The organism is Mycolicibacterium grossiae (genome assembly GCF_008329645.1).
In the GTDB taxonomy this organism is placed as follows: domain Bacteria; phylum Actinomycetota; class Actinomycetes; order Mycobacteriales; family Mycobacteriaceae; genus Mycobacterium; species Mycobacterium grossiae.
Genome location: NZ_CP043474.1, coordinates 5,130,296 through 5,143,561, shown reverse-complemented (window position 1 = coordinate 5,143,561; position 13,266 = coordinate 5,130,296). Strand labels below are relative to the sequence as shown.

At 71.2% G+C, this 13,266-nt stretch carries 11 protein-coding genes; 4 read left to right on the top strand and 7 right to left on the bottom strand.

Annotated features, from left to right (window positions below; translation table 11 throughout):
* Positions 1-8 precede the first annotated feature (8 nt).
* Positions 9-227, bottom strand: coding sequence for a hypothetical protein (locus FZ046_RS24610; protein WP_070351837.1), 219 nt, complete (start codon positions 225-227; stop codon positions 9-11).
* 183 nt (positions 228-410) lie between these two features.
* Between FZ046_RS24610 and FZ046_RS28050 the strand changes: the two genes are divergently transcribed.
* From FZ046_RS28050 to FZ046_RS24595, 3 genes are read left to right on the top strand one after another with little or no spacing between them, the layout of a single operon-like run.
* Positions 411-1,334, top strand: coding sequence for a DUF7064 domain-containing protein (locus tag FZ046_RS28050; RefSeq protein WP_070351918.1), 924 nt, complete (start codon positions 411-413; stop codon positions 1,332-1,334).
* A complete protein-coding gene (locus FZ046_RS24600; protein WP_070351836.1) occupies positions 1,331-1,990 on the top strand; it encodes a TetR/AcrR family transcriptional regulator in 660 nt (219 codons plus the stop codon). Before FZ046_RS28050 ends, FZ046_RS24600 begins: the two co-directional genes overlap by 4 nt.
* Before the next feature lie 25 nt (positions 1,991-2,015).
* Positions 2,016-3,293 carry a cytochrome P450 gene (locus FZ046_RS24595; protein WP_070351835.1) on the top strand — a complete coding sequence of 426 codons (1,278 nt, stop codon included), beginning with the start codon at positions 2,016-2,018 and terminating at the stop codon, positions 3,291-3,293.
* Here the strand turns inward: FZ046_RS24595 and FZ046_RS24590 are convergent.
* From FZ046_RS24590 to FZ046_RS24570, 5 genes are all read right to left on the bottom strand, one after another.
* Positions 3,283-4,551: a hypothetical protein gene (locus FZ046_RS24590; protein WP_070351834.1), complete on the bottom strand. Its 1,269-nt coding sequence runs from the start codon at positions 4,549-4,551 to the stop codon at positions 3,283-3,285. The genes FZ046_RS24595 and FZ046_RS24590 overlap by 11 nt on opposite strands.
* Positions 4,548-5,318: an SDR family NAD(P)-dependent oxidoreductase gene (locus tag FZ046_RS24585; protein ID WP_149484336.1), complete on the bottom strand. Its 771-nt coding sequence runs from the start codon at positions 5,316-5,318 to the stop codon at positions 4,548-4,550. The genes FZ046_RS24590 and FZ046_RS24585 overlap by 4 nt, the downstream gene beginning before the upstream one ends.
* Positions 5,315-7,684: a CaiB/BaiF CoA transferase family protein gene (locus FZ046_RS24580; protein WP_407664433.1), complete on the bottom strand. Its 2,370-nt coding sequence runs from the start codon at positions 7,682-7,684 to the stop codon at positions 5,315-5,317. Before FZ046_RS24580 ends, FZ046_RS24585 begins: the two co-directional genes overlap by 4 nt.
* 33 nt (positions 7,685-7,717) lie before the next feature.
* Positions 7,718-8,689, bottom strand: a complete 972-nt coding sequence (locus FZ046_RS24575) for an enoyl-CoA hydratase/isomerase family protein (protein WP_070355906.1) — start codon at positions 8,687-8,689, stop codon at positions 7,718-7,720.
* Between the two features lie 85 nt (positions 8,690-8,774).
* Positions 8,775-10,004, bottom strand: a complete 1,230-nt coding sequence (locus FZ046_RS24570) for a cytochrome P450 (protein ID WP_246182854.1) — start codon at positions 10,002-10,004, stop codon at positions 8,775-8,777.
* Between the two features lie 184 nt (positions 10,005-10,188).
* Here FZ046_RS24570 and FZ046_RS24565 point away from each other — a divergent pair, with 184 nt between their 5' ends.
* Positions 10,189-11,619, top strand: coding sequence for a WS/DGAT/MGAT family O-acyltransferase (locus FZ046_RS24565; RefSeq protein ID WP_176749663.1), 1,431 nt, complete (start codon positions 10,189-10,191; stop codon positions 11,617-11,619).
* On the opposite strand, the gene fadD12 is transcribed toward FZ046_RS24565, so the two are convergent.
* Positions 11,616-13,262 carry an acyl-CoA ligase FadD12 gene (fadD12, locus tag FZ046_RS24560; protein ID WP_246182853.1) on the bottom strand — a complete coding sequence of 549 codons (1,647 nt, stop codon included), beginning with the start codon at positions 13,260-13,262 and terminating at the stop codon, positions 11,616-11,618. The genes FZ046_RS24565 and fadD12 overlap by 4 nt on opposite strands.
* Positions 13,263-13,266: the final 4 nt, after the last annotated feature.

Here is a 13,266-nt window from a genome sequence, read left to right as displayed (position 1 = left end):
TCACGGCGTCAGTCCCAGTGCGGCAGCGACGCGGCGGACGGGAAGTCCCCGTAGCCACGCGGTTCGGCCACCGCACCCGGCGTGGCGACGAACGGCACCCCGACGTCCTGCTCGGTGACGGTGGCGCTGACGGGCTTCACCTCGTGCGCGCCGAGATCCACCGCCGCGGTGATGGGTGCGACGGCGACGGCGACGGCACCCGCGCCGATCGCGAAGACGAGGGGCATCCTGCGAAGCCTCATGGCGATCTCCCTTCGGGTTCGTCGACGACCGAACCGGCGACGTGACCTTCGATTACCCAATCTAGGGAGCCGGGGCCTCGGGGCAAACGTCTTCATAGCGATCGCATATCCGCCCTGGAGTTAAATGAATCGCTTGATTTAATCGTGGCTCCGGTGTTCACTCGGGAGGTGCCTCCCGCTCCGCATCCGCACGACGGCGACTTCCACGCCGCCACCGACCATCCGGACTGGGCGGAGAGCGGGTGCTTCGCGGTCTCGGTGCCCGAGCGCGACCTGACCGGCTTCGTGTACTTCTTCTACGACGCGCGCCTGGGCACCGCAGGCGGCGGTCCCGCGCTGTGGGACCCGTCCGGTGAGCACCAGTACGACTGCCGCTACTACGACTGGCAGTGGCGCCAGCCGCCCACCGGCGCCCTGCGCTTCACGGACTTCACCCTGCCCAACGGCCTACGCCACCAGGTACTCGAACCCTCCGTGCACCACCGTGTGTCCTACGATCGGCCGGGCCTCGAGTTCACCCTCGACTGGACGTCGCTGATGCCGCCGCACCCGCTGGGCCCCGTGGACGATTCCGCCGGGCACTTCGACCAGCCCGGGCGCCTGCAGGGCACGCTGTGCCTCGACGGCGAACGCCTCGAGGTGGACTGCTTCTCGATGCGCGACCGCACCTGGGGTCCGCACCGTTCCGGGGCCATCCGCTCGGGGGACTACCTGTGGGCCATCGCCTCGCCGCGGGACCACTGGCACGCCATCACCATGGCAGGTCGCGGCGACGGCGTCGACCACGTCGTCGGCGGGTACCTCGTCGCCGACGGCGTTGCGGGCGAACTCGTCTCGGGGACGCGGCGGGTCGCCGCGCGATGCGACGGAGCGCCGGCGCACGTCCTCTTCGAGGCCGTCGACGACCAGGGCCGGACCGTGCACGCCTCCGGCGAGATCCGCACGGCGCTGCGCTGGCTGGGCTGGCCCGGACGGCTCACCTACTGGACGCTGACCGACTGGCGGTGGAACGGGCATCGGGGCTGGGGCGAGAACCAGGAGTTCATGGGCCGCGAGAAGGTCCGCGAACTCGCCGGAAGGGCACTCCGGTGACCGCCGCACGCGACCTGCGCACCGAGCGGTCGGTGGCCACCCGCGAGGTGCTGCTCGCGGCGGCGGAGCGGCTGTTCGCCGAACGTGGCATGTACGCCGTGTCCAACCGGCAGATCAGCGAGGCCGCCGGCCAGGGCAACAACGCGGCAGCCTGCTACCACTTCGGCACCCGGACCGATCTGCTGCGCGCCATCGAGGACAAGCACCGCGAACCGATCGAGACCCTCCGCGCCGCCCTGCTGCGCGAGGTGCACGGCTCGTCGGACCTACGCGACTGGGTGAGCACCCTGGTGCGCCCGCTCACCGATCACCTCAGCGGCCTCGGCAACCCCAGCTGGTACGCGCGCTTCGCCGCCCAGGCCATGGCCGATCCCACCTACCGCGACGTCGTCACCCGCGATGCGCTGTCCTCCACGCACCTCGTCGAGGCCATCAACGGCTTCAACCGGTGCCTGCCGGCGCTGCCCAAGCGCGTCCGCATGCAGCGCATCGTCATGGCGCGCAATCTGCTGATGCACACCTGTGCCGAATACGAGGGCGAGTTCGCCACCCGGGGGTCACGGGCGCGGGCGCCGTGGGCCGACGCCGCCGAGGGGCTCGTCGACGCCGTCGTCGGTATCTGGAAGGCGCCAGTTCACAGGACCGTTCGGCGCTGACGCCGACCCGAGGAAGCGGAGGACCATGTCCGATCCCAGCGTGACGTCCGATCCCAGCGTGACGTCCGATCCCAGCGTGATCGACTCGTCGACCGACGAGGACGCCATCGACGACTTCCCGATGGCCCGCGCACCGGGATGCCCGTTCGCGCCGCCACCGGCGGTCGTCGAGCGCACCGCGTCGGCGCAGCTGTTCCGGGTGCGCATCTGGGACGGCAGCACGCCCTGGCTGGTCACCGGCTACGAGGCGATCAGAGCACTGTTCGCCGACGGCCGCGCCAGCGTCGATGACCGGTTGCCGGGCTACCCGCACTGGAACGAGGGCATGCTCGCGACGGTGCACAAGCGGCCGCGATCGGTCTTCACGGCCGACGCCGAGGAGCACACCCGCTTCCGGCGCATGCTGAGCAAGCCGTTCACGTTCCGCCGGGTCGAAGCGCTGCGCCCGGCCGTGCAGAAGATCACCGACGACCACGTCGCCGCAATCCTGGCCGGTCCCAAACCCGCCGACCTCGTCGAGGGTCTCGCCCTGCCCATCCCGTCGCTGGTGATCAGCGAGGCGCTGGGCGTGCCGTATTCCGATGCCGGCTTCTTCCAGGAGCAGGCCAACCGCGGCATGAGCCGCTACGCGACGGCCGAGGACGCCGCCGAGGGCGCAGGTGCGCTGGCGCGATACCTGAAGAACCTGCTGCTGGCCAAGATGGACGACCCCGCCGAGGACCTGGTGTCCGACCTCGCCGAGCGGGTCAAGGCCGGCGAACTCAGCGTGCGCGAGGCGGCGCAACTCGCGACCGGGGTGCTGATCGCCGGGCACGAGACCACCGCCGGTCAGGTGAGCATCAGCATCGTCGCGCTGTTGGAGCATCCCGACCAGATGGCGCTGCTCCGCGACGCCGAGGACCCCAAGGTGATTGCCACCGCGGTCGAGGAGCTGCTGCGGTACTGCAGCATCATCCAGACCGGCCAGCGGCGCATCGCCACCGAGGACATCGAGGTGGGCGGTGAGGTGATCCGCGCGGGCGAGGGCATCATCCTCGACGTCGCGCCGGCCAACTGGGACGCACGGCAATTCCCGCAGCCGGACCGGCTCGACCTGACCCGGCAAGACGGCCCGCACGTCGCCTTCGGCTACGGGCGGCATCAGTGCGTGGGACAGCAGCTCGCCCGGATGGAGCTGCAGATCCTGCTGCCGACACTCCTGCGCCGGATCCCCGGGCTGCGGCTGGCCGTGCCGCGCGACGAACTGCCCTTCAAGCACGACGCACTGGCGTACGGGCTCTACGAGCTGCCCGTCACCTGGTGACCGGCAGGCCGTCCAGCACGGTCGCGAGATCCGATGTGGCCCAGAGGTTCAACGCATTGTCCAGCATCCGTAGCGGCGCGCGGAGACTCTCGTCGCCCGCGATCCGCGGATCGGTGCAATCGGTGGCCGACTCCGCCCGCGACGCCACGAGCGCGGGGACGTCGAGCAGCCAGGTGAGGGCCATCAGCGCGGTGTAGACGACCACCTCGCCGCGCAGCCGCCCCGGGTCGACGAGCGGGCCGCCCGCCCGGTGGTACTCGGCGCAGAACGATTCGATCAGCTCGTCGAGATGGCGGTCCCACAACCACGCCTCGGCACCCGACAGCGAACCCCACAGAGCCATCGCGACGTTCATCCGGCTGACGCAACCCCAGTCCAACAGCCCGCAGTGCAGCGCACCGTCGTCGGCGCGCCAGAACCACGCGTTGTCCACGTTGGCATTCCAGTGGCACAGCGCGACGTGGTCCGTCGACGCGGTCAGCATGCGCCAGATCGCCGGCTCGGCCCCCAGTACCCGCGGCGCCTCGACGCGCAGGCGCGAACGGAAGGTCGTCGCGGTCACCGCCGGGGACAGCAGACCCGGGTATCGCTGCGCGAACGCGTCGAGGCGGTCGAGCCGGCGCTCGAGTCGCTGCGGGGTCAGCAGCGGCGGTTCGCCGACCGTCGCCGCGCGCAGGTCCACCGGGAACTGGTCGGCGAGGTGCGAGCCCAGGGCGCCGGACCGGTCGGTTCCGGCGAGCCGCGCCAGAGCCAGGAGCAGCGCACGGTAGTGCTCGACGGGCCGGTCCAGCAGGTGGTCCAGGCACTTCGGTTGGTGGGGCTCGATGCCGTTGCGACCGAACGGGATCCGTTCGGTGACGAGGATGCCCGTGCCCGAGGCGGCGTGGTAGTCGGCGAACACCGGGCGGGCTACCGGGATGGGGAACGCGGGAGAGCGTGCCAGCAGGGCGAAGCGCACCTCGGCCGCCAGCTGCGTCCGCCCGCGGTCGCGCAGGGGGTCGGTGAGGTCGCGGGAGAACTTGACGAACAACTCGGAACTCGAACGGGCCCGCGCGTAGCGCACGTCGAGGACGGCCTTGCGCCCCGTGCTCCCGCCGGCGACCTCCTCGCAGCGCTCGACGGCGGTGACCCGGTCGTCGGTCGGCAGGCTCCCCGCGACGCGGAACGCCTCGGTGAGCCAAGCGGTCCCGGCGGTGCGCAGCGCGGCGGGATCGACCGGGATCGGGAGGCCGAGATGATCGCCGGGGACTCCGATCACCAGGTCTGCTCGGCGGCGCGCACCAGCATGTGGTTGACCGCGACCCGTCGCGGCCGGGTCACCATGTATCGCACCGCGTCGGCGACGTCCGCGGCGTCGAGCTTGACCATGCCCGCGGTGCGTTCGGCGACGGCGGCGCGGGCGGCCTCGGGCAGATGGTCGCTGATCTCGGTGTCGACGGTGCCCGGCCCGACGACGCCGACGCGCACGCGGCTGCCGATGAGCTCCTGACGGATGCCCTCACTGAACGCGTTGATGCCGAACTTGGTCAGCGAGTAGACCGCCGTCCCCGGCCGCGCCACCCACCCGGCCGTCGAGCTGACCGTCACCACGTCGGCCACGCCGCGCGGCGCATCGGCGGCCGCGGCGACGAGGTGCGGGAGCGCCGCCCGCGTCACGTACAGCACGCCCTGGACGTTGACGGCGACGAGGTCGTCCCAGTCCCCGAGGGCGGCCTCGGTGGCGGCGCCCATCCGCATCAGACCGGCGTTGTTGACCAGGACGTCGAGCCGGCCCAGCCGCTCGACGGTGCGCTCGACCGCCGCGGCGACCCCGGCGGCATCCGTGACGTCGCCGGGCACCGCCAGCGCCGTACCGCCCGCCGCCCGGATGGCGTCGGCCAGCGCGTCGAGCCGGTCGGCGCGTCGTGCGAGCAGGGCGACCGCGGCGCCGTCGGCGGCGAGCGCCTCGGCGGTCGCCGCGCCGATGCCGCTGCTGGCGCCGGTCACCAGCGCCACCGTGCCCGCGAGCGGTGCGGAATCGTTCATCGTGAGTCCACCTGTCCGAAGATGACGTCGTCGTGTTCGCCGAGCCGCGGCGCGCCGTACTCGATCCGGGTCGGGTCGCGGCGCAGGCGCCACGAGGTCCCCAGGACGGGTCGCAGCCCCTCCACGTGGTCCGAGACGAAACGATAGGCCTCGCGCTGCCACAGCGACTCGTCGGCGATGACGTCCAGCGCGGTGGCGCTCCTGGTCGCCGCGACCCCAGCTCCACGCAGGCGGGCGGCCAGCGCGGCGGCGGAGTGTCCGGCGAGCACGGCGGTCAGCTCGGCGTCCAGAACGTCGGCGTGCCCGGCTCGGCCGGCCGCCGTGGCGAAGCGCGGGTCGGCCGCGAGGCCGGGTGCGTCGAGTACGTCGCACACGCGGTGCCACGCGTCGTCGTCGGACACGGCGAGCGCGAGCCACCCGTCGTCGCAACGGAAGCAGCCGTGCGGCGCGTAATCGGGATGGCCGGGGCCGTCGGGATCCAGGGGCTCGCCGCTCAGTGCCTGCTCGAGCACGCGGTCGCCGATCATCGTCGTCAACACCTCGACGGCCGACACGTCGACGGACTGGCCCCGTCCGGTGACGTCGCGGTGCAGCAGCGCGACGACGGCGGCGTAGGCCGCGGCCGCGCCGACGGTGGAGTCGCCGTAGCGCATGCTCGCGCCCAGCGGCGGGCCGCCGGGATGGCCGACGAGCGATGCCATGCCGGCCAGGGCGGCGAAGCACGGGGCGTAACCGGTCTGGTAGCCGAGCGGTCCGTCGTTGCCCCACATCTTGATCGACACCGACACGATGTCGTCCTTGAGGGCCACCAGGTCGTCGTGACCCAGTCCGTGCCGTTCCATCGCACCGGGCCGCAGGTTGTTCAGCACGACGTCGCTATCGGCGATGAGGTCGCGCAGCCGCGACATGCCCGCAGCGGTGGAGTAGTCGATGTCGACGCTCAGCACCTCGGGGTTGATGGACAGGAAGAAGGGCGCGTGGTCGACGTCGGTGCCGCCGTAGGCGCGCATCTCCTCCGGCATTGCCGAGTTCTCCACCTTGATCACCTCGGCACCGAGGAAGGCCAGCAGCTTGCCCGCATAGGGGCCGGCCCAGACCTTGGTCAGCTCCACGACGCGCACGCCCTGAAGCGGACCGCCGCGCGGGCGGACCGGTGCCCGCGGTGGCCCGGAGCGCGGCGTCGGCGGTCGACGCCGCCCGGCGGCATCGGCGGAAGCGGCGGCGGAGTCCTGGCCCAGATCCGGTGCAGCGCTGACGATGTCGGCGGGGGATACCGAGAACACGTACGGCACGCCCGGATGGCGGACGGTGCCCGAGACGGGATGTGGGACGGCGCGGAAGAACCCCCGGTGCCGGTACTGGGGCAGCGTGGCGAGCGCGTCGACCGCGTTGACCGGCACCAGGGGCACGCCCAGTCGCTGCGCGCGGGTGGCGGCGGTCTCCTGGTCGAGGCCGGCGATCCAGGGGGCGAAGCCGTCGTGGAACCGCGCCACCTTGTCCGCGGTGACGGAGAATTCGAGCCAGTCGTCCTCGAAGTCGTCGAACCAGCCCGGGCGTCCGAGCAGTTCGCCGAGGGCCGCCCAGTGCGCACGGTTGGTGACGTAGAGGTAGACGTAGCCGTCGGCGCACGGGAAGAACGCGGCGGGCCCCTGCTGGTCGTAGTCGGCGCGGCTGCCATCCGGGGTGATCTCGCCGGAGAGGAAGCGTCCGAGGATGCAGTCGGCCCGCGAGGCCAGTGCCGCCTGGTGCGAGACGTCGATGAACTCTCCGGTACCGCGGTGGATCTGGGCGAAGAGCGCGGCAGCGACGCAGAGTGCGGCGTCGAGGCCCGCCTCGTGATCGGGGGAGTGGCGGCCCGGACCCTGCAGCGGTGGCGACGCGGGATCGGCGTGGCTCGGGGTGTGGTGACCCCACCCACTGGCGTGGAACACGGTCAGGCTCGTCGCGGGGTGCCCCTCCGGCGGTGCGTCGAGCCCGAAGGGCGTGACCGAGCAGACGACGAGGCGCGGATGCCGCTGCCGCGCCGCCGCGTCGTCGAGTCCCACGTTGGCCAGCCACGGCGCGTCGTGGTCGTCGACGACCGCGTCGGCCGACGCCACCAGGCGGTGCAGCCGTTCACGGCCCTCCGGGCCGGCCACGTCGATGACGACCGAGCGCTTGTTGGTGTTGCGGAAGGCGAAGCCCGGGTTGACGCCGGCGATGCGAGGTGCGGCGTCCCGGGTCGGTGCGCCCGACCCGGGACGTTCGATCTTCACGACCTCCGCGCCGAAGTCGGCAAGCAGCTTGCCGCAGTACTCGCCGGCAGGCGTCTCGGCCGTCTCGATGATGCGGAAGCCGCCGAGCGCGGGGATCGATGGCGTGGTCACGGCGGAGGGGGCCGCGCGATCGGGCACGCGTCGTCAGGGCTTGGCGCGGCCCGACTTGCTCAGCCGCCACTCGGGCGGGAAGTTCATGTCGTTGTCCTTGACCACGTTGTTGAGGCCCTTCTCGAAGGTGCCGGCGGTCAGGTCGACGGTGTTCTCCACGTCGTTGCGGATCATCGGCAGCATGCCCTCGACCATGCCGGTGAGCAGGCTGCCCATGTATTCGCCCTTGTGCTGCTTGTAGATCTCGAGGAAGCCCTTCTGCACGGCGACGGTGTCGGTGGGCCGCGACTTCGAACAGGCCATCGCGTACTTCAGCGTCTCGGCCTCGAGGTCCTCGCGCGGCACGACGCTGTTGACGAAGCCGCAGTCGTACATCTCCTTGGCGCTGAACGGCCGTCCGGTGAACAGCATTTCGGAGAACTTGCGCAGCCCCATCGTCTCCGCCCACCACCACAGCCGCGGGCCCCAGCCGACGTAGCGGAAGGCGGGGTGGCCGAAGAGCGCGTCGTCGGAGGACACCACCAGGTCGGCGTCACCGGCCTGGTAGAAGTGCCAGCCGTAGCAGTAGCCCTTGGCCTCGATGATGCTGACCTTGCGCAGTTCCTGCAGCGGTCGATTGCCGGCGCGGGCCTTGGCGTAGAAGTCGGTGACGGTGGACAGGTAGCGATAGGAGTCGCCGGGCGGATACGTGACGTCGTCGTCGTTGATCGCCAGCTCGTGGGGGAGCGGCATCCCGGGGTTCTCGATCATGCCGCGCTGCTCGGGCAGGTCCCCGCCGCTGCCGAAGTCGTCGCCCTCCCCGCGGATCACGACGACCTTCACGTCGTCGTCGACGTTGCACTTATGGATGAGGTCCGCGTACAGCTGGCGCATGCCCAGGCTCGTCGCGTTCTGCGCGTCCGGACGGTCGAAGGTGATGGTGGCGATGCGGTTCGCGCGGTCCTTCTCGAACCGGATGTACTGCTCGGCTTCCTTCTTCATCTCTTCGTAGTCGTATTCGGGCACGAGGGTCTCCTTCGTTCGGGGGTTCGGCGGGCGGGGTTCGAGGGGTGGGGTGCGACGGGTGAGGCGGGTCGGTCGCCGGACGGCGTCAGGGCAGGACGGCGGGCATGGACTCCCAGCCGCGGACGGTCGAGGTGGGGCTCAGCTCTGCGTTGGTGAGGTCGACGTCCCACTCCGGGAAGCGGTCGAGGATCTCGTCGAGCGCGATCCGGCCCTCCATCCGGGCGAGCGCGTTGCCGAGGCAGAAGTGGGTGCCGACGCCGAAGCCGAGGTGCTGGCGGATTTCGCGGTGCACGTCGAAATGTCCTGCAGTAGGACCAAATCGGCGTGGATCGCGGTTCGCGGCGCCGATGATCATCATCATCGCGTTGCCGGCGGGCACCGTCTGGCCGTAGAACTCGACGTCGCGAGTGACGTAGCGGCTGATGTGCGGGGCGGGCGGCTCGTAGCGCACGACCTCCTCGACCGCGTTCGGCAGCAGGCTGCGGTTGGCGACCAGGTCCCGCCGTTGGTCGGGATGTTCGGCGAGCAGCTTGCCCGCCCAGCCGATTAGCCGGGTGGTGGTCTCGCTTCCCGCGGTGGCGATGACCTGGAGGTAGAGCAGCAGTTCGTCGCGGCCGAGGCGGCGCCGGGCGCCGGTCTCGTCGGCGAACTCGGCGGTGAGCAGCTCGGTCATGATGTCGTCGGCCGGGTGCTTCGCCCGCCAGTCGATGAACTCGGCGAACACCTCGCCGGTGGCGATCGCCCCGTCCGGATTCTCGGTCATCTTGCCGCCGCGCTCGGTGCGCAGCGTCGAGTCGCCGTGGTCGATGACGTGCTGCTGGTCGGCTTCCGGGATGCCCAGCAGCATCCCGATCACCCGCATCGGCATCTGCGCCCCGAGGTCGGTCACGAAGTCGAAGCGGCCGCCGCCGACGAGGGGGTCGAGGCAGCGCGCGGTGAATTCGCGGATCTTCGGCTCCAGCGCCGCCACCTTGCGGGGGGTGAAGATCCGCGACAGCAGCTTGCGGTGCACGTTGTGGATGGGCGGGTCCTCGAAGATCAGGGTGCCCGGGGGGATCTCCATGCCCGACTTGATGATCTCGAGGATCGCGCCGCGCGCGGAGCTGAACGTCTCGTGGTCGAGCAACGCCGCGTCGACGTCGTCGAAGCGGCTCAGCGCGTAGAAGTCGTGCTGCGCGTTGTAGTAGAGCGGCGCTTCCTCGCGGATGCGGCCGAACATCGGGTGCGGATCGATGTTCAGGTCGACGTCGTACGGGTCGTAGTGGACGTCTTCGTCGATCCCCGAACCGATCTCGTCGTTGGTGCTGACTGCCACGAATGCCTCGCCTTTCGCCGATTCGTGGCCAGTTTCGCAGCGTTGCCGGTGCCGGCGTGGCGTTTAGACCCTTCGCTTAATACCTCGCGGTTCGACCCGTGTGGCGAATCGAGCCAGTGGGTAGGCCCGCCGTGTCGTCATGTGGCTCGGGTGGCTCGGACGCCGTGACCTTCGGAGGTGCACCGTGAAGCGGCTCAACGGCATGGACGCCTATCTGCTGTACACCGAGACGCCGAATCTGCATTCGCACACGCTCAAGGTCGCGATCGTCGACGCGTCGACCCACGGGTTCGGCTTCGACGCGTTCCGCGACCACCTGTCCCGGCGGCTGCACCTGCTGGCGCCCCTGCGCTACCGCCTGGTGGAGATTCCGTGGCGGCTGCACCACCCGATGTGGTTGGAGGACTGCGAGGTCGACCTCGACTACCACCTGCGGCGGGTCCGCGTACCCGAGCCCGGCGGCCGGCGCGAACTCGACGAGGTGATCTCCGCGGTCGCCTCGACACCGTTGGACCGCACCCGGCCGCTGTGGGAATTCCACGTCGCCGAGGGTCTGGCAGGCGACCGCGTCGCGCTGATCGGCAAGATCCACCACGCGCTCGCCGACGGCGTGGCGTCGGTGAATCTGCTCGCGCGGGCGATGGACATCGTCGGCGGCGAGACCGACGAGCGCGACCCCGCCGACGCGTGCGAGGTGCCCGGTGACGCCGAGCTGCTCGCGGAGGCCGGCCGCGATCACGTCCGGCAGATCGGCGAGTTGCCGGGACTGCTGGGGGACGCCGTGACGGGGATGCGCCGGGTGCGCCGCCGCGCGCGGGAGCGCGGGGCCCATCCCGATCTCGCCGAGCCGTTCGACGCCCCGGAGACGTTCCTGAACCACCAGGTGTCCCCGGCGCGGCGGTTCGCGAGCGCCACGCTGGCGCTGGCGGACGTCAAACGGACCGCGAAGCGCCTCGAGGTCAGCATCAACGACGTGGTCCTGGCGACGGCGGCGGGCGCCCTGCGCGAGCTGCTGCTCCGCTACGACGGACGCGCCGACGAGCCGATCATCGCCTCGGTGCCGACCGCCACCGACAAGTCACCGGATCGCATCACGGGCAACGAGATCAGCGGCCTGTCCATCTCGCTGCCGGTGCACGTGTCCGACGTGCTGGAGCGCGTCCGTCTGGTGGCGCTGGCGACCCGGCGCGCCAAGGAGGACCACGAGCTGATCGGTCCGGAACTGTATTGCCGCATGATGACCTATCTCCCCACGGCCGTGGCGCCGCAGGCGTTCCGGTGGCTGTCCACCCGACAGGGACGCAACCGCATGATGAACGTCGCCGTGTCGAACGTGGCGGGTCCTCGCGAGCGCGGTCACTTCGCCGGTGCGCCGGTGAGCGAGATCTACTCGACCGGCGTGCTGTCGCTCGGTGCGCCGGTCAACATCACCGTGTGGAGTTACGTCGACCAGATGGGCATCGCGGTACTCACCGACGATCAGACCTTCGGCGACGTGCACGAGGCGACCGACGCGCTGGTCGCCTCCTTCGCCGAGATCCACCGGGCGGCCGGGCTGCCCGAGGAGCCGGCGGTGGTGGACACCGCGCTGCCGGCCGTCGGCGCGGACGACTAACCCTCGGCGCGCGTGCGGAGTTCGGCGCGCAGGATCTTTCCCGTGGCGTTGCGGGGGAGTTCGTCGAGCAGGACGATCTCGCGCGGCACCTTGTAGGTGGCGAGCTGCTCGCGGACGTGGCCGCGCAGCGCCTCGGGATCGGCTGCGGCACCCGGCCGGGTGACCACGAAGGCGACGAGCCGCTGGCCGTACTCGGCGTCCGAGACGCCGACGACGGTGGCCTCCGCGACGTCGGGATGGGCGGTCAGCGTCTTCTCCACCTCGATCGGGTAGACGTTCTCGCCGCCGGACACGATCATCTCGTCGTCGCGGCCGACGACGAACAGGCGTCCGGCGGCGTCGAGCCGACCGAGGTCGCCCGACGCCATGAAGCCGTCGTGGAAGTGCTTGCCGCCGGCGGCCGATCCCTCGGTGTAGCCGTCGAACAGCGTCCCGCTGCGCACGTAGATCTGCCCGACCTCGCCGTCGGCCACCGGCTGGTGGGTGTCGTCGAGGATGCGGACCTCGGTGCCCGCGGCAGGGCGGCCGGCGGTGTCGGGCGCGACACGCAGATCCGCCGGCGTGGCGGTGGCGATCATGCCCGCCTCGGTGGCGTTGTAGTTGTTGTAGACGATGTCCCCGAACTCGTCCATGAAGCGGGTGACGACGTCGGGTCGCATCCGCGAGCCCGACGCCGTGACGAAGCGCAGTGCGCGGCACGGGTGGCGCCGCCGTACGTCGTCGGGGAGGTCCATGATCCGGTCCAGCATGACCGGCACGACGACCAGGCCGGTGGCGTCGTGCCGGTCGACGAGTTCCAACGTCGCCTCGGGGTCGAACCGTCGCCGGGTGACGATGGTGGTCGCCATGAACGCGGCGAAGATCAGTTGCGAGTAGCCCCAGGCGTGGAACATCGGCGCAGCGATGACGGTGACCTCCTCGGTGCGCCACGGGATGCGCTCGAGGATGCCGACCAGTTCGCCGGCGCCGCCGCCGGAGGTGGACCGCGCGCCCTTGGGCGTGCCCGTGGTGCCGGAGGTCAGCAGCACGACCTTGCTGCGCCGCTCGGAGCGGCCAGGACGGTTCCCGGCGTGCTCGGCGATCAGTTCCTCGACGGTGGGGTGCTCGCGCGGGCCGGCGTCGACCCACCCGAGGATGCGGGTGACACCGGGGTGGTCGGCCAGCGCCCGGTCGACGGCCGGGGTGAACTCGTCGTCGTAGACGACGACGTCGACGCCTTCGCGCGTCACCACCTCCGCCATGGCCGGACCGGCGAAGGACGTGTTGAGCAGCAGCACGTCGACGCCGATGCGGTCGGCCGCCATCAGGGCGGTCACGAACCCGCGGTGGTTGCGGCACATGATGCCGACCGTGGTCGCCCCGCCGGGCAGGGCCTCGAGCGCCGCGGCGAGGGCGGCGGCGCGAGCGTCGAGCTGCCGCCAGGTGAGCGACCCGATTTCGTCGACGAGACCGGTGCGGTCGGGGCAGCGTCCGGCGGTGAGCGCGAAGCCGAGCGTCACCGACCCGCCGTCGCGCGCAGCGGCGGCCATCCGCAGGTAGCGATCCGGCCGCAACGGGGCGAGCACGCCGGCTCGGACGAGAGTGCCGATGATGGTAGCGATCTCGGCGGCGACGCCCGTGACGGCGGACAGCGAGGGCAGCACCGCG